Source organism: Promicromonospora aerolata (assembly GCF_042682255.1).
Classification (GTDB): domain Bacteria; phylum Actinomycetota; class Actinomycetes; order Actinomycetales; family Cellulomonadaceae; genus Promicromonospora; species Promicromonospora aerolata.
In genome coordinates this window covers 4,900,483-4,921,264 of record NZ_JBHUHF010000001.1, presented here as the reverse complement: position 1 = coordinate 4,921,264, position 20,782 = coordinate 4,900,483, and the positions used below count along the sequence as shown (strand labels likewise).

The window sequence follows — 20,782 nt, the reverse complement described above, 5'->3', positions numbered from 1 at the left end:
GCCAGCCAGTCATTCTGCCACTACCTCGCCCGTGCGGGCGAGGGAGACTGATGTGACGTGGGTCGGACGCCGCGTCCCGGTCAGACGGTCTCGCCCACGTTCTCGTCCTCCGTCAGACCACCCGGCGTCGTCTTCTGCACGTGCAGGAGGAACTCGACGTTGGTCTTGGTCTTCTTGAGCTGGCCGAGCAGCAGCTCGGCGGCCTGCGTCTGGTCGAGCGCGCCCATGACGCGGCGCAGCTTGTAGACGATCGCGAGCTCGTCCTTCGACATGAGGATCTCCTCGCGTCGGGTGCTCGAGCCGTTGACGTCGATCGCCGGGAAGATGCGCTTCTCGGCCAGGGACCGCGACAGACGCAGCTCCATGTTGCCGGTGCCCTTGAACTCCTCGAAGATCACCTCGTCCATCTTCGACCCGGTCTCGACCAGGGCGGTGGCCAGGATGGTCAGCGAGCCGCCGTCCTCGATGTTGCGGGCGGCGCCGAAGAACTTCTTGGGCGGGTAGAGCGCGGCGGCGTCCACACCACCGGACAGGATGCGCCCCGACGCCGGAGCGGCCAGGTTGTAGGCGCGGGACAGGCGGGTGATGCCGTCGAGCAGCACCACGACGTCCTGGCCCAGCTCCACGAGACGCTTGGCACGCTCGATGGCGAGCTCCGCGACCAGCGTGTGGTCGGAGGCGTGGCGGTCGAACGTCGACGAGATGACCTCGCCCTTGACCGAACGCTCGAAGTCGGTGACCTCTTCCGGACGCTCGTCGACCAGCACGACCATGAGGTGGACCTCAGGGTTGTTCAGCGAGATCGCGTTGGCGATCTGCTGCATCATCAGCGTCTTGCCGGCCTTGGGCGGCGCGACGATGAGGCCACGCTGGCCCTTGCCGATCGGAGCGACGATGTCGATCACGCGCGGCGTGAGCTTGGTCGCCTCGGGGTTCTCCAGGCGCAGCCGCTCCTGCGGGTACAGCGGCGTCAGCTTGGTGAACTCCGGACGCTCGCGCGCCTCCTCCGGCGTCATGCCGTTGACGGAGTCCAACCGCACCAGGGCGTTGACCTTGTTGACCTTGGCGTTGCGCCCGGTCGGCTGGGTCGGCGGCTCGTCGCCCTCGCGCGGCTGGCGCACGGCGCCGACCACCGCGTCGCCGCGGCGCAGGCCGGCCTTCTTGACCTGGTTCAGCGAGACGTAGACGTCGTTGTTGCCCGGCAGGTATCCGGAGGTCCGCACGAACGCGTAGTTGTCGAGCACGTCCAGGATGCCGGCGACGGGCAGCAGCACGTCGTCCTCCCGCACCTCGGGGACGTTGTCGAGACCCGCCACGTCCGGACCCTGGCGGCCACGGCCGCGCTTACGGTCCCGGCCGCGGTCGCGGCCCCGACGGCGACGCGAGTTACGGTCCTCGTCGTTGTCGTTGCGGTCATTGCGGTCGTTACCGCGGTCGTTACCGCGGTCATTGCCACGGTCGTTGTTCCGCTCCGCGTTGCGGGCGCTACCGCGCTCGTTCCGCTCGGCGTTCCGCTCGTTGCCGCCACGCTCGTTGGCACGGTCGTTGCCACGGGTGTTCTGCCGGCCGGCACCGGACTGGGCGTTGCGGCCCTTGTCGTCACCGGACTTCTCGGCGTTCCCCTCCGGGGCACCCTGACCGCGGCCGGAGCGACGTCCGCCGCCCTGCTCGCGGGGCGCCGCGACGGCGTCGGCCAGCTGGGCCAGACGAGCGGCCTTCTCGGCCTCCGTGCTCGCGTCCGCGCGCACGCCCGAGGTGGCGACCTCGGCGGCGGCGACCGGCGCCTCGGTGCGGGCGGAGCTGTCGGCCGGCGCCTGGGCGCGGGCGGGCTTGTCGGCCGGCGCCTCGGCGCGGGCGGGCTTGTCGTTGGTGGTGGGCTTCTCGGCGGAGGCGGAGGCGGCACGGTCCGAACGCTTCGTCGCGCCGCCCGTCTTCTCGCGGATGGTGTCCACGAGGTCGCTCTTGCGCATCCTGGAGGTGCCCTTCACGCCCAGATCTCCGGCGAGTGCCTGGAGCTCGGCGAGGCGCATGCTGCTCAGCGCTCCGGCCGTACGGCTGGCTGCTGGCTGAGCGTTATCGGTGGTGTCTGTCACGAAGGACCCTTCCCCCTCGAACTGCGGCTAATCGCGTGATCGCGGGCCGCGGGATGGTGGGCGCCCGGCTCGATGCGGCCAGAACGCGAAAAACCTCGCATCCGTGGTACGACGACGACGGCTGACGGGGGCGTTGTCTGCCTTCTCGCGAGATGCGGTGGCCGTTGGTCACGGCCTGCAACGGGCACGGCTGAGCGGCTGAGGCTCTGTGAATGAACGACTCTGCCGGATTAGGCGGTGAAGAACCGATGTCGAATCCGAGTTCCAGCCACCATGGCTCAGGACGTGCGATCCCGAAGGTTCACTGCATACTACCACCCCGTACTGCTGGTGATCCTGGTACGACGCGAGGTCCGGTTGCACCTGACGAACCGGACGATAGCGCACCTGCGTCACCGGAAATCCTCCGGGCCCGTGCGCCGGTCGTGTCGATCCCCGGGCTGATCCGTCGCCAGCCGGCCGTCTCGTCCACGAGGTCCGCCAGGACGGCGTCCCGCCGGGCCCGGTGACCTGGTCCGGCGAGCACGAGGACGGTCGGCCCGGCGCCCGAGACGGTCGCCGGCACCCCCTCGTCCCGCAGCGCTCGCAGCAGCTCGCTGGAGGCCCCGAGAACGGCCGTCCGGTACGGCTGGTGCAGGCGGTCCTCCGTGGCGTCGAACAGCAGCTCCGGGCGCCTCGCCAGGGCCTCCACCAGCAGCGCCGCACGGCCCGCCGTGAACGCCGCATCGCCGTGCGACACCCGCTCGGGCAGGGCGGCCCGCGCCCGGGAGGTGGCGAGCCGCGCGTCGGGCACCAGCACGGTCGCCTCGATCGTCGGGTCGACGTCGAGGCCGACCGCACGCGGGCCGGCGTCGGTGGTCCACGCGACGGTCGCCCCGCCCTGGATGGCGGGCGCCGCGTTGTCGGGGTGTCCCTCGAACTCCGTGGCGAGCGCCAGCACCGTGGCGGCGTCGACCGCCCGCGGCTCGGCCAGCAGGGCACGCGCGGCGACGATCCCCGCCACCACCGCCGCCGACGAGGACCCGAGGCCGCGACCGTGCGGGATCACGTTGTGGCACGTCATGTGGATGCCGGTGGGCACGGCTCCGGCCAGCTCCATGGTGCGGCGCAGCGCGCGCACCACGAGATGGTCTTCTCCGAGGGGGACGTCCCCCGCGCCCTCGCCGTTGACCTCGACCACGACGTCCGGGCTCGCCACGAGGCGCACCTCGACCTCGTCGTACAGGGCGAGGGCCAGGCCGAGCGAGTCGAAGCCCGGACCGAGGTTCGCGCTCGTCGCGGGCACCCGGACCCGCACGTGGTCGGCGCCGAGCTGCATCAGAGGGAGAGAGCGTCGGCGATCGAGACGACGTCGGCGGACACCCGCACGGGTTCCACGTCGCTGCCGTCGGGTGTACGCAGCGCCCAGCTCGGGTCCTTGAGCCCGTGGCCGGTCACGGTGATCGTGATGCGCGCGCCCGCGGGTACGAGGCCGCGCTCGTGGCGCGCCAGGAGGCCGGCGACACCCGCCGCGGAGGCGGGCTCCACGAACACGCCCACCTCGGCGGAGAGGATCCGGTGCGCCGCGAGGATCTGCTCGTCGGTCACGGCCTCGATGACGCCGCCCGACGTGTCGCGTGCCTCCTCGGCGAGCTGCCAGGAAGCGGGGTTGCCGATGCGGATGGCGGTGGCGATGGTGTCCGGGTCGTCGACCGGGTGGCCCTTGACGATCGGGGCGGCACCGGCTGCCTGGAAGCCCCACATCGCCGGCGTCCGGCTCGCGACGCCGGCATCCGCGTACTCCCGGAAGCCCTTCCAGTACGCCGTGATGTTGCCGGCGTTGCCCACGGGCAGCAGGTGCAGGTCGGGTGCGTCGCCCAGGGCGTCCACGATCTCGAACGCCGCGGTCTTCTGCCCCTCGATCCGGTCCGGGTTCACGGAGTTCACGAGCTCGACGGGGTGGGTGTCCGCGAGCTTGCGGGCCGCCACCAGGCAGTCGTCGAAGTTGCCGTCCACCTGGAGCAGGCGCGCGCCGTGGGCGACCGCCTGGCTGAGCTTGCCCATGGCGATCTTGCCGTCCGGCACGAGGACCGCGCAGATCATGCCCGCGCGGGTGGCGTAGGCCGCGGCCGACGCCGACGTGTTGCCCGTCGACGCACACACCACGGCCTGGGCGCCACGCCCGGCCGCCGCGGAGATCGCAGCACTCATGCCACGGTCCTTGAACGACCCGGTCGGGTTCATCCCCTCGACCTTGACGTAGACGTCGGCTCCGGTGCGTTCGGACAGCGCGGGGGCGGGCACCAGCGGCGTGCCGCCCTCTCCCAGCGTCACGATCTTGCGCTGCACGTGGGCGGGCATGCGGTCGGCGTACTCGGCGATCACGCCGCGCCACAGGCGCGACGTGGGTGCGCCCCCGGAGGCAGCGGAGGGGAGGTTCGGTTCAGCGGGCAGCACAGGAGGCACGGGTTCAGCCTTCGACTCTCAGGACGGACGTGATCTCGCGGACCGGTTCGAGCTTGCGCACCGCCGCGATGGTGGCAGCCAACGACGCCTCACGGGCGGCGTGGGTGGTCAGGAGCAGCTCGGCGGTGCCCTCGGAGGGACCAGTCTGGCGCATCGTGTCGATCGACACGCCGTGGTCGCCCACGACGCCGGCAACCTGGGCGAGGACGCCCGGCAGGTCGGCGACGAGCAGGCGGACCTGGTACCGGGTGACCGCGGCGTCGGGGGGCAGCAGCGGGCGGGCCGCGTAGGTGGACTCCTGCGGGCCCTTGCCGCCGAGGACACGGTGGCGCGCCGCCGAGACGACGTCGCCCACGACCGCCGACGCGGTGGGCCGGCCGCCGGCCCCCTGGCCGTAGAACATGAGCGGGCCGGCGGCGTCCGCCTCGACGAAGATGGCGTTGAACGCGCCCTTGACACCCGCCAGGGGATGCTCCAGCGGCACCAGCGCGGGGTGCACCCGCACCGACACGCCCTCGCCGGTCTGCTCGGCGATCGCCAGCAGCTTCAGGGCGTGGCCCGTCCGGGCAGCCCAGGAGACGTCGTCGGCGGTGATGCCGGTGATGCCCTCGCGGGCGACGTCATCGGCCGAGACGCGGGTGTGGAAGGCGAGGCTGGCGAGGATCGCTGCCTTCGCCGCGGCGTCGTACCCCTGGACGTCCGCGGTGGGGTCGGCCTCCGCGAAACCGAGCTCCTGCGCCTGCTCGACCGCGTCGGAGAGCTCGAGCCCGTTCGTGGCCATCTGGTCCAGCACGTAGTTCGTGGTGCCGTTGACGATACCGAGCACCCGGCGCACGTGGTCGCCCGCCAGGGACTCCCGCACGGGGCGCACGATCGGGATGGCACCGGCCACCGCCGCCTCGTAGTAGATGTCGACGCCGGCGGAGTCGGCAGCCTTGTAGAGGGTGGGTCCGTCCGCCGCCAGGAGGGCCTTGTTCGCCGTCACCACGGCCGCACCGCTCTCGATGGCGCGGAGCAGCAGACCGCGCGCGGGCTCGATGCCGCCCATGACCTCGATGACGATGTCCGCGCCGTCCACCAGCGACTCCACGTCCTCCGTCAGGAGGTCGCGCGGGATGATCGCGTCGCGGGGCCGGTCCGCGTCACGGACCGCGATGCCGGCCAGCTCCAGCGGCGCGCCGACCCGGGCGGCGAGATCCACGCCCTGGTCGAGGAGCATCCGGGCCACCTCGGTGCCCACGACGCCACAGCCGAGCAGTGCAACGCGCAGCCCGCGTGCGGGCTCAGGAACGTGGACAGGCACAGCGATCCTGCTTTCGTCGTGGGGAAACGGTCCGGTCCGGTGCAGGTCCACACGGGGAGTTCCGGACGTTGCGATCAGGGTAACCGCAGCATCCGACACGCGAGCGCCGTGTCTCACGACGCCGCCGCCGAGGGAGCACGGTGGCGAGACCGGACCGCGGCGGTCGGCAAGGTTCTGCCTCGCTGCGGTCCTGTCTCGCCACCGTGCTCCCTCGGCGTGGTGGTGCCGGGCGGTCAGGCCTCGTTGACCCCGTGGCAGACCTTGTACTTCTTGCCCGACCCGCACGGGCACTGGGCGTTGCGGGGCGTGCCCGGGAACGTGCGGCCGTCACTCGTGGCGGCGGTCGCCTCGCCGTGCAGGGCCGCCCGACGGCGGGCGCCGTCCGACGACTGCATGAACGCCGAGCCCGAGCCGTCCTCGCTCGGTGCCGAGTACGTCAGCGGCTGCTGCCGGTTCGGGGCGTCGAGGCCCTTCGCGAGCAGGATCGGCTCGGTCGCGGCGCCGGCCGCGCGGCGCTGCCGCGGTGCGGGCGGCTGCCCCGGCTGGTCCTGCCCCGACGCTGCCGCGGGCGGTACGACCGGCATCTGCGCCGTGGGCGGCGCGTCCGGCTGGCCCGTACCCAGGCGACCGCGCGGCGGCACCTGGCCCGCGGCGGGCAGCTCCGAGCCGCCGTCGGCCGCCTGCTCGGCGTCCGGCTGCTGCACCGTGACCTCGAGGTTGAACAGGAACCCGACCGACTCCTCCTTGATGGCGTCGGTCATGGCCTGGAACAGCTGGAACCCCTCGCGCTGGTACTCGACGAGCGGGTCGCGCTGGGCCATGGCCCGCAGCCCGATGCCCTCCTTGAGGTAGTCCATCTCGTAGAGGTGCTCCCGCCACTTGCGGTCCAGCACCGAGAGCACCACACGGCGCTCGAGCTGGCGCATCGCCGCGGACCCCAGCTCGTCCTCGCGCGCCTGGTAGGCCACCCGCGCGTCGGACAGGATCTCCTCCAGCAGCATCTCGCTCGTGAGCCGGTCGGCGCCGCCGGCCTCCTCGGCGACCTCGTCGGGCGTCAGCGACACCGGGTACACGGCCTTGAGCGCCGTCCACAGGGCGTCGAGGTCCCACTGCTCCGACGTGCCCTCCGCCGTCGCGTTGTTCACGTAGTCGGTGATCGTGTCGGTGAGGAAGTGCTGGATCTGCTCGTGCATGTCTTCGCCCTCGAGCACCCGGAGGCGCTCGGCGTAGATGACGGTGCGCTGCCGGGACAGCACGTCGTCGTACTTCAGCACGTTCTTGCGGATCTCGAAGTTGCGCGACTCCACCTGGCCCTGCGCGGACATGATGCCGCGGGTGACCATCTTCGACTCGAGCGGCATGTCGTCCGGGAAACCGGCGCGGTTCATCATCGACTCGGCGAGGCCGGAGTTGAACAGGCGCATCAGGTCGTCCTGCATCGACAGGTAGAACCGGGACTCGCCCGGGTCGCCCTGACGGCCGGAACGACCACGCAGCTGGTTGTCGATCCGGCGGGACTCGTGGCGCTCCGTGCCGAGCACGTAGAGGCCACCGGCCCCCTTGACCTCGTCGTGCTCCGCCGCGACGCGCTCCTTCGCCTTCTCGAGCGCCTGCGGCCAGGCAGCCTCGTACTCGTCGGGCGTCTCGACCGGGTCGAGACCCCGCTCGGAGAGCTCGGCGACCGCGAGGTACTCGGCGTTACCACCGAGCATGATGTCCGTACCGCGGCCGGCCATGTTCGTGGCGACCGTGACGGCACCCTTACGGCCCGCCATCGCGACGACGGCGGCCTCGCGCTCGTGCTCCTTCGCGTTGAGCACGTTGTGCGGCACGCCGGACTTCTTGAGCTTGGCGCTCAGGAGCTCCGACTTCTCGACGCTCGTCGTACCGACGAGGACCGGCTGGCCGTAGGCGTGCCGCTCCACGATGTCCGCGACGACCGCGTTGAACTTGCCGTCCTCGTTCTTGTAGACGAGGTCGGGCTGGTCGATCCGCTGCGGCTCCTTGTTGGTCGGGATCGGGACGACGCCGAGCTTGTACGTGCTCTGGAACTCGGCGGCCTCGGTCTCGGCCGTACCGGTCATGCCGGCGAGCTTGTCGTACTGCCGGAAGTAGTTCTGGAGGGTGATCGTGGCGAGCGTCTGGTTCTCCGCCTTGATCTCCACCCCCTCCTTGGCCTCGATGGCCTGGTGCATGCCCTCGTTGTAGCGACGGCCCGCGAGGATCCGGCCGGTGTGCTCGTCGACGATCATGACCTCGCCGTTCAGCACGACGTAGTCCTTGTCGCGCTTGAACAGCTCCTTGGCCTTGATCGCGTTGTTGAGGAACCCGATCAGCGGCGTGTTCAGCGACTCGTACAGGTTGTCGATCCCGAGGTAGTCCTCGATCTTCGCGATACCCGGCTCGAGCACGCCGACGGTGCGCTTCTTCTCGTCGACCTCGTAGTCGACGGTCGGCGCGAGCCGGCGCACGACCTTCGCGAACTCGTTGTACCAGCGGTTCGCGTCACCGGCCGCGGGGCCCGAGATGATCAGCGGCGTCCGCGCCTCGTCGATGAGGATCGAGTCGACCTCGTCGACGATCGCGAAGTTGTGCCCGCGCTGCACCAGGTCGTCGGTGGACCAGGCCATGTTGTCGCGCAGGTAGTCGAAGCCGAACTCGTTGTTCGTGCCGTACGTGATGTCGGCGGCATACATCTGCCGGCGTTGCGCCGGCGTCTGGCCCGACAGGATCACGCCGGTGGTCATGCCCATGAACCGGAAGACCCGGCCCATCAGGTCACCCTGGTACTTGGCCAGGTAGTCGTTGGTGGTGATGACGTGCACGCCGTCGCCCGCCAGGGCGTTGAGGTACGCGGCGGTCGTCGCCACCAGCGTCTTGCCCTCACCGGTGCGCATCTCGGCGATGTTGCCGAGGTGCAGTGCCGCACCACCCATGATCTGGACGTCGAAGTGCCGCTGGCCGAGCGTGCGATGAGCCGCCTCGCGGATCGCCGCGAACGCCTCCGGCATGAGCTCGTCCAGGGTGGCGCCGTGCTCCAGCCGTTCCCGGAAACGTGCGGTCTCCTCACGCAGCTCGGTGTCGCTCAGCTCGACGAAGCTGGGCTCCAAGCGGTTGACCTGCTCAGCCACGGAGTGCAGCTTCTTCAGGACACGTCCTTCGCCTATGCGCAGGACCTTGTCGAGGATGGACACGCGGGTTCTCCCAGGTCGTCGTCAAGTTTCGCCGTCGTCCATCGTAGGCCGTAAACCAGGGCCCGTGGCCCACATGACCGGCGACAGATCGGCAGGTTCGCTCCAGGGGTAACGATCGCGGCCGCTCACGGGTTCCTGCCCGCACCCCACCCGGCTCCTGCGGATAAAGTGGCAGTCACCGCCCACCCGCCCGCGCTCGCGCGTCAGCCGGCCCGTACGACGACCGGGTTCCGCCCGGCTCGCCAGGCACGACGCCGTCTCTCCGCGAGCCCCGACAGGACGGCACGGACGTGCTCCCGGTACTACTCGCCCACGGGGTCCTGGCCCTCGCCGCACCCGCTCTCGTCGCAGCCCTGGGTCGGCGCGCGTTCTGGGTGCTCGCCCTCGCCCCCGCCGCAGCCGCGCTCTACGCCCTCTCCCGGACCTCGGCCGTCCTGGGTGGCAACCCTCCCGCCGAGCACGTGCCCTGGATCCCCGCGCTGGGCTTCTCCGTCGCCCTCCGGCTCGACCCGCTGTCCTGGATCATGCTGCTCGTGGTCGGCGCGGTCGGCACCCTGGTGCTGCTCTACTGCAGCGCGTACTTCGCCCGGGACGCGCACGGCCTCGGCCGCTTCGGCGGGTACCTCGTGGCCTTCGCCGGCACCATGGCGGGGCTCGTCATCGCGGACGACATGCTCCTGCTGGTCGTGTTCTGGGAGCTCACCTCGGTCTTCTCCTACCTCCTGATCGGCCACTACGCCCACCGCACCTCCTCGCGGCGCGCCGCCATGCAGGCCTTCCTCGTCACCACGGCGGGCGGCCTCGCGATGCTGGTCGGCGTGGTCGTGCTGGGGGTGACCGCCGGCACCTGGAGCCTCTCCGCGGTGCTCGCCGACCCGCCGTCGGGCCCCGCCGTCACGGTGGCCGTGGTCTGCCTGCTGACCGGAGCCGCCACCAAGTCCGCGCTCGTGCCCACGCACTTCTGGCTGCCCGCGGCGATGGCGGCGCCCACGCCCGTCTCGGCCTACCTGCACGCCGCGGCCATGGTGAAGGCGGGCATCTACCTGATCGCACGGTTCGCTCCCGCCTTCTCGGACCTCACGGCCTGGCGCACCGTGGTGCTGGTCCTCGGCAGCGCGACGCTCCTGCTCGGCGGCTACCGGGCACTGCGCCAGCACGACCTCAAGCTGATCCTCGCGTTCGGCACCGTCTCCCAGCTCGGGCTCCTCACGCTGCTGCTCGGCTACGGGACCAGGGCGACCGCGCTCGCCGGCCTGGCCCTGCTGGGCGCCCACGCGATGTTCAAGGCGTCGCTCTTCCTCGTCGTCGGCGCCATCGACGCCGCGACCGGCACCCGGGACCTGCGCCGGCTCGCCGGCGTCGGACGCCGCCTGCCCGGCACCGCCCTCGCGGCCACGCTCGCCACGGCGTCGATGATCGGCCTACCCCCCTTCGCCGGCTACGTCGCCAAGGAGGCGGCGCTCGCGGCGTGGACCCACGACGGCGATCTGCTGGGCATGGTCATGATCGCCGTCGTCGCGGTGGGATCGGCCCTCACCGTGGCGTACGGGCTGCGGTTCCTCTGGGGCGCGTTCAAGCCCCGCCTGCGGGCCCTGCCCGAGCCGGAGGAGCCGCCGCCGGGCCGCGGCGGGGAGGACCGCGCGAGTGCTGGGGCAGCACCGGTCGAGCCGGAGGCGACGCTCGACGCCGCTCCGGCCACGGTGCACCGCCAGTCCTTCTGGATGGTGGCGCCGCCGCTCGTCCTCGCGGTGCTCGGTCTCGCCGTCGCGCTCGTGCCGGAGGTGGGCCAGCGGCTGCTCGCCCCGTACGCGAACACCTACCCGGCCGGCGAGCCGGGGCACCTCACCCTGTGGGAGGGCTTCACCCCGGGGCTCGCGGTCACCGCCACGATCTTCCTTCTCGGCGCGCTGGCGTTCTGGCAGCGCGGACGGCTGGAGCGCGTGCAGGCCGCCCTGCGCTTCCCCGGCGGCGCCGACGTGGTCTATCGGCGGCTCATGCGCCGGCTGGACCGGGTCGCCGCCGACGTCACCGCCGGCACCCAGCGCGGCTCCCTGCCCGTCTACCTGGGCATGATCCTGCTGGTGCTCGCCGTGGGCCCCGGGGTCGCGCTCGCGGCGGGCCTGGTCGGCGCCCCGTCCGGTGCTGCCCTGCCCGTCGCCGCCGAGGCGGTGGGGCGCGACGGGGTGCTCCACCTCGGCCCCTTCGCCCTGGTGCCGTGGGACCGCCCGGCCCAGCTCGTCATCGTCCTGGTGATCGTGGTGGCCACCGTGCTGGCGGCCCGCGCCCGCCGACGGCTGAAGGCGGTGTTCCTCGCGGGCGTGGCCGGCTACGGCAACGCGGCCCTGTTCCTGCTGCACGGCGCCCCGGACCTGGCCCTGACCCAGGTGCTGTGCGAGACCGTGACCCTTGCCGTCATGGTGCTCGTCCTGCGGCGCCTGCCGCCGTACTTCTCCGACCGGCCACTGGCGGCGAGCCGCTGGGTGCGGTTGGCGATCGGTGGGCTCACCGGGCTGGTGGTCATGCTGTTCGTCGCCGCCGCACCGCTCGTCCGCGTGCACCAGCCGGTGTCCGTCGACTTCCCGGAGGAGGCGGAGACCTTCGGCGGCGGGCACAACATCGTCAACGTCACGCTCGTCGACATCCGCGCCTGGGACACCGTGGGTGAGATCTCGGTGCTCCTGGTCGCCGCCACCGGTGTCGCGTCGCTCGTCTTCCTGCGTCAACGCAGCGGCGGCATCCTCCGGCTGGAGACCGCGGACGCCGACGAGCCCGCGGAACAGGCCGCCGCCGGTTCCCGGCAGGTCCGCCAGGGCACCTGGCTCGTGGCCGGCCCCACCCTCGACCCGGCGCAGCGGTCGATGCTGTTCGAGGTACTCACCCGCGTGCTGTTCCACCCGATGATCCTGTTCGCGTTGTTCCTGCTGTTCAGCGGGCACAACGCCCCCGGCGGCGGGTTCGCCGCCGGGCTCGTCGCCGGGCTGGCGCTCACCGTCCGCTACCTGGCCGGCGGCCGGTACGAGCTCGGCGAGGCGGCGCCCGTCCATCCAGGCCTCGTCCTGGGGACCGGGCTGTTCCTGTCGGCGGGCGTGGGTCTGGTCGCGCTGCTCGCGGGCCAGGCGGCGCTGGAGAGCACGATCATCGACCTGCACCTGCCGGTGCTCGGCGACATCCACCTCGTCACCAGCCTCTTCTTCGACATCGGAGTGTTCCTCGTGGTCATCGGCCTGGTCATCGACATCCTGCGGGCCTTCGGCGCGGAGCTGGACCGGCAGGCCGAACCGTTCGCGCAGGTGGTCGGCTCGCACGGCCGCACGGCGGGCCGAGCCGGAGGTGAGCGCGCATGATCGTGCTCGACACCGTGCCCTCCGGGTCCCTGCTGCTGGCGGTCGGCGTGCTGTTCGCCGCGGGCGTCTACCTGCTGCTGGAACGGTCGCTCACCCGCGTCCTGCTCGGCTTCGTGCTGCTCGGCAACGGGGCCAACCTCGCGATCCTCATGGCGGGTGGCCGGGCGGGAGCGCCGCCGATCACCGGCGCCAGGGCCACCGGGGAGCCGATGAGCGACCCCCTGGCCCAGGCCATGATCCTGACCTCCATCGTCATCACCCTCGCCCTCGTGGCGTTCGTGCTGGCCATGGCCTACCGCTCGTGGCAGCTGCACGGCCACGACGAGGTGCAGGACGACGTGGAGGACACCCGTATCGCGCGGCTCGCGGTCGAGGACGTGCCGTCGTACGCCGACAGCGACTCCCTGGAGCCGGGCTCCACGCTGGCCGAGGAGGCCGTGACGGCTCGCGACGAGGTCGCGCTCCCCGACCCGACCGTCGACCCGACGGTCCGTGGGCGTGATGGCTCATGAACCTGTGGACCGTACAGACCCTCGTCCCGCTGCCGGTGCTGGTGCCGCTCTTCGCCGCCGGTCTGGCGCTGGCCCTGCACCGGTACGAACGGGTGCAGCGGGTCATCTCCGTCGTCGCCCTGTCGGTGGCCGCCGCGGCCGCCGCGGGCCTCGTGGTCGCGGCGAACGACGGACCGGTCGTGGTCGACGTCGGAGGCTGGGCCTCGCCGGTCGGCGTCAACCTGGTGGCCGATCCGCTGGCCGCGATCATGCTGCTCGTCAGCAGCATCATGCTGCTGTGCGTCCTGCTGTATTCGATGGCACAGGGCATCGCCGACCGCCACGAGCGGACGGCACCCGCCTCCAGGAACGCCGAGCTCCTGCGCGATGCCCTGGAGGCGCAGGATCCCGATGCCGACGAGTCGGGCCGGCGCGACGTCCTGCCCGTCGCGGTCTTCCACCCGACGTACCTGATCCTGGCCGCCGGCGTGGCGGACGCCTTCCTCGCGGGCGACCTCTTCAACCTCTTCGTCGGGTTCGAGATCCTGCTGGCCGCGTCCTACGTGCTGCTCACGCTCGGCGGCACCAGCGAGCGCATCCGGGCGGGCAGCGTCTACGTGGTCGTCGCACTGCTCAGCTCGATCATCTTCCTGCTGGCCGTCGGCCTGGTCTACGCGGCGACGGGCACCGTGAACATGGCGCAGCTCGCCGAGCGGCTGCCCGACGTCGACCCCGGGGTGCGGCTGGGCATCCAGTCCCTGCTGCTCCTCGCCTTCGGGATCAAGGCGGCCATCTTCCCGCTCTCCGCCTGGCTCCCCGACTCCTACCCGACGGCGCCCGCGCCGGTCACCGCCGTGTTCGCCGGCCTGCTCACCAAGATCGGCGTCTACGCGATCCTGCGCACCCAGACCCTCCTCTTCCCGCCGAACGAGAAGCTGGAGGCGGTGCTGCTCGTCCTCGCCCTGGCCACGATGCTCGTCGGCATCCTCGGCGCGGTGGCGCAGGACGACGTGAAACGGCTCCTGTCGTTCACCCTGGTGAGCCATATCGGCTACATGATCTTCGGGGTGGCGCTGGCCACCCAGGCCAGCACGGCCGCCGCCATCTTCTACGTGGTGCACCACATCACCGTGCAGACCGCGCTGTTCCTGGTCGTCGGCCTGATCGAGCGCCGGAGCGGCACCACCTCGCTCGACCGGCTGGGCGGTCTCGCACGGCTGGCTCCCGGCCTGGCGGTCCTGTTCTTCGTCCCCGCGATGAACCTGGCGGGCATCCCGCCGATGTCGGGCTTCCTCGGCAAGGTGGGCCTGCTCGAGGCCGGCGTGCTCGACGGGTCCTGGCTGGCCTGGGTGCTCGTGGTCGGCTCGGTGGTCACCTCCCTGCTCACCCTGTACGCGGTGATCCGGGCCTGGAACAAGGCGTTCTGGCAGCCGGGCGGCGACGAGGAGGACCTGCCCGAGCAGGCCCCGCTGCCCTGGGGCATGGTCGGCCCGACGGCGGCCCTGGTCGCCGTCGGAGTGAGCCTCACCGTGGCAGCCGGTCCGCTCTACGACTACGCGGAGCGGGCAGCCGGCACCGTCATGGACGGGCACACCTATGTCCGGGCGGTGTTCCCGGACGGGCCCCGGGGCACCGGTCAGTCCGACGAGGTCACGGACGACGCCGAGGAGGGCCGGTCATGACGGATACCGGGCAGGCCGAGCGACCGTGGCGCCGCCGGGCCCAACGGTTGGGCACGCTGGGGCCGACCATGGCGTTGGGTGCCGTGCTGTGGGTGCTGTTGTGGGGCGACCTGTCCTGGGCCAACGTGCTGTCCGGTGCGGCGCTCGGGGCGCTCGTCGCCCTGGCATTCCCGTTGCCGCCGTTCGACACGACCGCGACCCTGCGGCCCGGGCCCCTGCTCCGGCTGGCCGGCCGCTTCCTCTCGGACCTGGTGCTCGCGTCGTTCCAGGTGGCCTGGGCGGCGATCACGCCGGGCGCGACCCCCGAGGCCGGTCTGGTCCGGGTGCAGCTCCGGTCGGCGTCCGACCTGTTCGTCGCCACGACGGCGGGGCTGTCGTCCATGGTGCCCGGGACCCTCGTCGTCGACCATGACCCGCCTACCAGGACGGTGCGGCTGCACGTGCTCGACCTCGACCGGGCGGGTGGACCCGACGGGGTGCGGGAGTCGATGCTGGCGCTGGAAGCACGGCTGCTGCGGGCCTTCGCGTCGCACGACGAGCTGGTCCGCGTCGGTCTGGCCGAGGGGAACGGTCGGCACGGACCCACCGACAAGGAGGTACAGCGATGATGCTCGCCGTCGGAGTGGTGGCGACCGCCCTGCTCGCCACGGGGGCGCTGCTCGCGGTGGTCCGGATGGAGCGCGGGCCGTCCATGCTGGACCGTGCGGTGGCCTTCGACGTGCTCACCACCGCGCTGGTCGGCGCGATAGCAATCGAGGCAGCGCTGTCCCGCCGCACGGAGTCGGTGCCCATCCTCGTGGTGCTGTCGATGGTCGGGTTCATCGGGTCGGTGACGATCGCACGTTTCGCCGCCGTCGAACCGCCCCGAGAAGGACGACAGGGGCGCGAGGCGGGTTCGGGCACGCTGAACCGGCCCGGCCGCGACTCCGACGGTGACTCCGACCGCGACTCCGACCGTGGCGACGTCCGCAAGGAGGCACCATGACCGTGCTGACCGACGTGGCGGCCGGCGTCTGCCTGCTGCTCGGCGCCTTCTTCTCGTTCTCCGCCGGGGTCGGCGTGGTGCGCTTCGACAACCTGCTCTCGCGGATGCACGTCGTCGCCAAGCCACAGGTACTGGGGCTGCTCCTGCTCCTCGCCGGTCTGGCGCTCCGGCTGCTGGACTGGACGTCGGTGACCATGCTCCTGCTGGTCGCGGTCTTCCAGCTCCTCACGACTCCCGTGGGGGCGCACATGGTGGGCCGGGCCGGACTCCGCACCGGGAACGTCGCCCCGGTGCTCCTCCAGGCCCCGGGCGACCAGCCCGAGGACCCTCTGGACCCGACACGGGACAGCGACGGCTGAGGCGGAGGTCGGCCGAGGGCGGGCCGGGCAGCTGTCAGGGCGGGCCGGCACCGGCGACCGGCTCGGCCGCCTGTTCCGGTGACTGTTCCGGCGTCTGTTCCGGCGTCCGGTCCCGCGGGGCGAACCGCCGTGCCTGCGCGTCCCGCATCCGCTCGGCGGCCGGGTAGCCGAGCGCGGCCTCGGCGGCCTCGTCGGCCAGCGCCAGGCCCGCCGTGCCGTAGAGGTGGAACACCGCGTCGGCACCGTGTCGCTCGAGCTCCGCGGCGTCGTCGTCGTATCGTGCGACGGCGGCGACGGTGCCGTCGAAGCCGCTCGCACGCAGCTGGGACAGAGCGATGAGGTTCGCCGCGTGGAAGGGCATGGCGAGGATCGCCAGGCGCACCGCGCCGGCGCTGCGCACCCGGCCCCAGAACTCGATGTCGGTGGCATCCGCCTGCACGACCGTGAAGCCCTCGGTGCGCAGGGTGGCGACGCGTGCGGGGTCGTGCTCGACCCCCACGACGTTCAGACCGTAGTCGTCGTGGAGCTGGCGCACGGCGCCGCGGCCCACCCGTCCCATGCCGAGCACGAGCGCCTCCGCACCTGACACGTCGATGAGCCGCTCCTCCCGGTGCAGCCACTCGTTGGGCTTGGACGGGAAACGCTTGGCGAGCGCCACGGCGTACTCGTTGCCGCGGGTGTTGACGGCCGAGGACAGCACGAAGCTGGCGGCCACGGCGACCGCGAGGACCACCAGCCACTCGTCGTCCAGCAGACCCGTCTGGGAGCCGACGGCGACGACGATCAGGCCGAACTCGGAGTAGTTGGCCAGCACCAGCCCGGAGAGGATCGCCGTGCGCTTGCGCAACCGCATCAGACGCAGCAGCACCGCTGTCACGATCCCCTGCAGTGGCAGCATGAGCAGCATGAGCAGCCCGATGCCCGCCGCCTGCCAGGTGAGCTCGCCGGAGAAGCCGATGGACACGAAGAAGCCGACGAGCAGCAGCTCCTTCAGGGTGAACAGGTTGCGCGACAGCTCCGTGGCCGCCGGATGGCCCGCCAGGAGCAGTCCCATCACGAGAGCTCCGAGATCACCTTTGAGCCCGACGGCGTCGAACAGCGCGTAACCGGGTCCGAGCGCCACCGCCACGCCGAAGAGGGCCTGCAGCTCGCCGTGGCCCACCCGCGACCACACCCGGCGCAGCAGCCATGCCCCCGGGATCAGGAGCACGAGGCCGAACGCCCACAGGCTGGGCGGGTGGTCGGAGGACACGGACAGGAAGATGACGGCGATCAGGTCCTGCATGATCAGCACGCCGATGGCGATACGACCGTAGAGCGCCGACTGGTCCGAACGGCCGTCGAGCACCTTGACCACGAACACCGTCGACGAGAACGACAGGGCGAGCCCCAGCAGGGCGAGGACGCCGAGGCCCTCGCCCGCGAGCATGGAGAACCCGACCACGCCCAGCAGCCCCAGGAAACCGACGGCGATCGCGACGCTCACCACGAGGTGCGCCACGGTGGTGAACCAGACGTCCTTGCGCAGCAGCGTCTTGACGTCGAGCTTGAGCCCGATGCCGAAGAGCAGCAGCGTCACGCCCAGGTCGGCGACGGTCCCGAGGTAGGCCGGCTCAGCGATCCCTGCCGCATGGAGCCCGAAACCCGCCACCAGGAATCCCACCAGGGGCGGCAACCGGAGCAGGACCGCCCCCAGCCCGGCCGCGACCGCGACGAGCAGGAAGAGCGCAGCGGTTCCCATGAACCGAGTTTAGTTGTCGCATGTTTCAGCCAGCCGCCGTCGCCACCCGGAGCGCGGGTGAAAGCGCACCCTTCGGCTCGACCGTCACCCCCTGGAGCCCGAGCCAGCGTGCCATCTCGTGCAGCTCGGCCGCGAGGCGTGCGGGGGTCTCCTCCGTCCGCGACGGCTCGGCGTGCGCGGACTGCACGCGGAGGGTGCCCGCCGCCCGGTCGGCCTTGAGGTCCACCCGGGCCGTGAGCTGCGAGTCCTCGAGGAACGGCAGCACGTAGTACCCGTCGACGCGCTGGGCGGCGGGGGTGTAGATGCCGATGCGGTAGCGCATCCCGAAGAGGCGTTCCAGCCGCTTGCGCTCCCACACCAGCGGGTCGAACGGCGCGAGCAGGGCCTGCCCCGTCGCCTGCCGCGGTCGGCCGGCGTCGCGGTGCAGGAACCACTGCTCGGAGCCGCCGGCCACGCGGGCGGGCAGCAGCACGCCCTCCTCCACCAGCTCGGCCAGCGCCTGGTCCGCCACGGGTCCCTTGAGCCGGTAGTAGTCCTTGAGGCAGCGCGCCACCCCGATGCCGTGCGCCCGCGCGGCGAGCTCCAGCAGCGCGCGCTTGGCCTCCGCCTCGGGCACCTCCCCGAGGGCCTCCGGCGGCAGCACCCGCTCCGGCAGGTCGTACAACCGCTCGAACTGCGCGTTCCGCCCCGCCGAGACCACCTCGCCCGTGAAGAACAGGTGCTCCACGACGCGCTTCTCGGTGCTCCAGTCCCACCATGTCCCCCGTTTGCGGCGCACCGACCGACCCTCGGTGACGAACCGGTCGTGGATCTGGGAGGCGGAGATCGGCCCCTCGGCCGCGACCAGGTCGCGCACCTCGGCGACCTGCGGGGCGTCGGGCAGCCGCACGCCGTCCAGCTCACGCCAGTCGTACTCCTGCGCGAACCACCGTCGGCGGAAGGCGAGCAACGGCCACACACGCGGCGGGACGTAGGCGGCCACGTGCGCCCAGCTCTCCACGAGCCGGCGGTCGGCGGCCGCCCCCTTGCTCGTGCGCCGGGCGTACCGGCCCGACGCCGTGGCGCGGTCCAGCAGGTCGGTGTCGTAGGGGCCGAGCCGCGAGAACAGGGGCAGCAGATGTGCCCGGGCGAGGACGTTCACCGAGTCGATCTGGAGCAGGCCCAGCCGGTCGATGACGCCCTGCACGTGCCGCATCGTGCGCGTTCCGTCGGCGCGCGGGCGGTTCAGGCCCTGCGCCGCTATCGCGATCCGGCGTGCCTGGTCGAGTGACAGGGAGATCGGTTGCACGCCCCCATGGTGCCCGCACCCACTGACATTCCCTCCTGGGCCGTCGTCGGGTACGGCCCTCGACTCGTCCCGACCGGGCACGGCGGTCCCCGGAGACCGCCGGCGGTGGTGTGGACAAGGCGCGCGGCGAGCGGGGACGGGGCAGGGTGGTCGGATGCGCCCCGTCCGTGAGCTCGTCCGCCTGCTGCTGCCCGTCGCCTGCCCGTGCGGCGCGCCGGACGTGCGCTGGTGTGCGCGGTGCGCGGCCCTCCTGGACGGACCACCCGTCCGGGTCGAGCGCGGTGCACCGCGGCTGGACCGGCTCGACGGAGTGGCGGCCGTTCCCGTGTGGGCGCTCACGCCCTACTCCGGCCCGGTGCGGGACGTCGTCGTGCACTGGAAGGACCGCGGCCGGGCCGACCTCGACCGGCTGCTCGCGCCGGCACTGCACCGTGCCGCGCGCCGTCTCGGCCCGGCGTTCCACGATGCGCTCGGCGATACGCCGCTCGCCGTCGTACCCGTGCCCTCGACCGGCGCGGCGCGTAGGGCGCGCGGCCGCGAACCCGTGTCCGTCCTGGCCCGGGCCGTCGTTGACGGCCTCCGCGACGCAGGATCGGCAGCCCGGTTCGTGCCCGCGCTCGCTCGGCGCGGTGCCGCGCGGGACCAGGTGGGTCTCGGCGCCCGCGCCCGCGGGCGCAATCTCGCCGGCGCCGTCCGCATGACGAGACGCGGGGCTCGGGCGCTCGGACAAAGATCCGCCTGCATTCTTGTGGACGACGTCCTGACCACCGGCGCCACGCTGGCCGCCGTCGAGCGCGCGCTGGAGCGCGCCGGCCACGACGTCCTGGGCGCAACGGTGCTGGCAGCGACGCCGCCCCCGGCGGACGACGCGCCGGCGGCGCGACACGGCCGGTCGGACATCGACGGAAAACTGGTCAGAACCTGAAAGTCTGACAGATCCATGTCGCCTTGTTCACTCTCCGTTGGGACTGTCGTTACCCAGGCGACGGAGTTAGCCTGAACCTTCCACGCTGGATCGGAGTCTCGACGATGCGGTCGGGGCGTACGCGACGGGAGGTGGTTCGTGCCCGGCACCCGTAGCAGGGGGTGCCATGACGAGTAGGACGGGCGCACGCCGCCGGCAAGGGACGGCGCGGCCCAGAGTTCCCGGAGCGGAGATACGCACATGGAAATTGTCGTTGTCGGCAGGCACACGGACGTGGCGGACCGGTTCCGCCAGCACGTGGAGGAGAAGCTCGCCAAGGTCGAGCTGCTGTCTCCCTACGTACGTCGGGTGGATGTGGAAGTCACGCACGAGAACAACCCGCGACTCTCCGAGAACCGTGAACGAGTGGAGCTCACACTGCGCGCGAAGGGTCCGGTGATCCGCGCCGAGGCCGCAGCGGACGACCGCTTCGGCGCCCTGGACCTCGCCATCGACAAGCTGAACGAGCGCCTGCGTCGCGCCCGGGACCGGCGCAAGGACCACCGGAACAACAAGGTGCTCCCGCCCGTGGACGTCCGCCCCCTCGAGGAGATCCTGTCCGACGAGAACGCGTCCGCCAACGCTCCCGAACCGCAGATCTCGACCCCGGCGGCGTTGTCCGAACCGGGCGACTCCGTGGAGACCACCATCGGCGACTCGCCCGTGGTGATCCGGCAGAAGCTCCACCACGCGGACCCCATGACCCTCGACGACGCCGTCTACGAGATGGAGATGGTGGGCCACGACTTCTACCTGTTCATCGACAAGGAGACGTCGCGTCCGTCGGTCCTCTACAAGCGCAAGGGCTGGTCCTTCGGAGTGATCCAGCTCGACAGCCCGTGCGGTGCCGCGCCGGTCACCGATCTGAAGTGACCCGCTCGAGGTAGAACCCC

The 20,782-nt window shown here is 71.9% G+C and carries 15 protein-coding genes and 1 pseudogene; 8 read left to right on the top strand and 8 right to left on the bottom strand.

Features of this window, described 5'->3' with window-relative positions; all coding sequences use genetic code 11:
• Window positions 1–80: 80 nt before the first annotated feature.
• The 6 genes and pseudogenes from rho to secA form a co-directional block, all read right to left on the bottom strand.
• On the bottom strand, window positions 81–2,093 hold the full coding sequence (gene rho, locus ACFSL2_RS21920; protein ID WP_377199869.1) for a transcription termination factor Rho: 2,013 nt from the start codon (window positions 2,091–2,093) through the stop codon (window positions 81–83).
• A gap of 301 nt (window positions 2,094–2,394) precedes the next feature.
• Entirely contained in the window at window positions 2,395–3,411 is a 1,017-nt protein-coding gene (gene thrB, locus ACFSL2_RS21915) for a homoserine kinase (RefSeq protein ID WP_377199868.1), read from the bottom strand.
• Complete coding sequence (thrC, locus tag ACFSL2_RS21910; RefSeq protein ID WP_377200873.1) at window positions 3,411–4,469, bottom strand: threonine synthase; 1,059 nt, start codon at window positions 4,467–4,469, stop codon at window positions 3,411–3,413. The genes thrB and thrC overlap by 1 nt, the downstream gene beginning before the upstream one ends.
• Before the next feature lie 73 nt (window positions 4,470–4,542).
• Window positions 4,543–5,841 (bottom strand): homoserine dehydrogenase, encoded by a 1,299-nt coding sequence (locus ACFSL2_RS21905; protein ID WP_377199867.1) that lies wholly within the window; start codon window positions 5,839–5,841, stop codon window positions 4,543–4,545.
• Between the two features lie 233 nt (window positions 5,842–6,074).
• Window positions 6,075–6,236 (bottom strand): SEC-C metal-binding domain-containing protein, encoded by a 162-nt coding sequence (locus ACFSL2_RS26820; protein ID WP_417629356.1) that lies wholly within the window; start codon window positions 6,234–6,236, stop codon window positions 6,075–6,077.
• Between the two features lie 306 nt (window positions 6,237–6,542).
• Window positions 6,543–9,035 (bottom strand): annotated as a pseudogene (gene secA / locus ACFSL2_RS21900) (preprotein translocase subunit SecA); the annotation flags it as partial.
• 290 nt (window positions 9,036–9,325) lie between these two features.
• Between secA and ACFSL2_RS21895 the strand changes: the two are divergent.
• The 6 genes from ACFSL2_RS21895 to mnhG are packed head-to-tail and all read left to right on the top strand — an operon-like array spanning window position 9,326 to window position 15,896.
• On the top strand, window positions 9,326–12,379 hold the full coding sequence (locus tag ACFSL2_RS21895) for a Na+/H+ antiporter subunit A (RefSeq protein WP_377199865.1): 3,054 nt from the start codon (window positions 9,326–9,328) through the stop codon (window positions 12,377–12,379).
• Complete coding sequence (locus ACFSL2_RS21890) at window positions 12,376–12,891, top strand: Na(+)/H(+) antiporter subunit C (RefSeq protein WP_377199864.1); 516 nt, start codon at window positions 12,376–12,378, stop codon at window positions 12,889–12,891. Before ACFSL2_RS21895 ends, ACFSL2_RS21890 begins: the two co-directional genes overlap by 4 nt.
• On the top strand, window positions 12,888–14,552 hold the full coding sequence (locus ACFSL2_RS21885; protein WP_377199863.1) for a Na+/H+ antiporter subunit D: 1,665 nt from the start codon (window positions 12,888–12,890) through the stop codon (window positions 14,550–14,552). The genes ACFSL2_RS21890 and ACFSL2_RS21885 overlap by 4 nt, the downstream gene beginning before the upstream one ends.
• Window positions 14,549–15,160 carry a Na+/H+ antiporter subunit E gene (locus tag ACFSL2_RS21880; protein WP_377199862.1) on the top strand — a complete coding sequence of 204 codons (612 nt, stop codon included), beginning with the start codon at window positions 14,549–14,551 and terminating at the stop codon, window positions 15,158–15,160. Before ACFSL2_RS21885 ends, ACFSL2_RS21880 begins: the two co-directional genes overlap by 4 nt.
• Entirely contained in the window at window positions 15,157–15,537 is a 381-nt protein-coding gene (locus ACFSL2_RS21875; RefSeq protein WP_377199861.1) for an MrpF/PhaF family protein, read from the top strand. Before ACFSL2_RS21880 ends, ACFSL2_RS21875 begins: the two co-directional genes overlap by 4 nt.
• Window positions 15,534–15,896, top strand: coding sequence for a monovalent cation/H(+) antiporter subunit G (gene mnhG, locus ACFSL2_RS21870; RefSeq protein ID WP_377199860.1), 363 nt, complete (start codon window positions 15,534–15,536; stop codon window positions 15,894–15,896). Before ACFSL2_RS21875 ends, mnhG begins: the two co-directional genes overlap by 4 nt.
• Window positions 15,897–15,930: 34 nt before the next feature.
• Here the strand turns inward: mnhG and ACFSL2_RS21865 are convergent, their stop codons facing one another.
• Both ACFSL2_RS21865 and ACFSL2_RS21860 read right to left on the bottom strand, forming a co-directional pair.
• On the bottom strand, window positions 15,931–17,637 hold the full coding sequence (locus ACFSL2_RS21865; RefSeq protein WP_377199859.1) for a cation:proton antiporter domain-containing protein: 1,707 nt from the start codon (window positions 17,635–17,637) through the stop codon (window positions 15,931–15,933).
• Window positions 17,638–17,662: 25 nt separating this feature from the next.
• Window positions 17,663–18,925, bottom strand: a complete 1,263-nt coding sequence (locus ACFSL2_RS21860) for a winged helix-turn-helix domain-containing protein (RefSeq protein WP_377199858.1) — start codon at window positions 18,923–18,925, stop codon at window positions 17,663–17,665.
• Window positions 18,926–19,079: 154 nt separating this feature from the next.
• Here ACFSL2_RS21860 and ACFSL2_RS21855 point away from each other — a divergent pair, with 154 nt between their 5' ends.
• The gene (locus ACFSL2_RS21855) at window positions 19,080–19,850 is read left to right on the top strand and encodes a ComF family protein (RefSeq protein ID WP_377199857.1); all 771 of its coding nucleotides are present in this window, start codon (window positions 19,080–19,082) and stop codon (window positions 19,848–19,850) included.
• 240 nt (window positions 19,851–20,090) lie between these two features.
• Entirely contained in the window at window positions 20,091–20,762 is a 672-nt protein-coding gene (gene hpf / locus ACFSL2_RS21850) for a ribosome hibernation-promoting factor, HPF/YfiA family (protein WP_377199856.1), read from the top strand.
• Window positions 20,763–20,782: the final 20 nt, after the last annotated feature.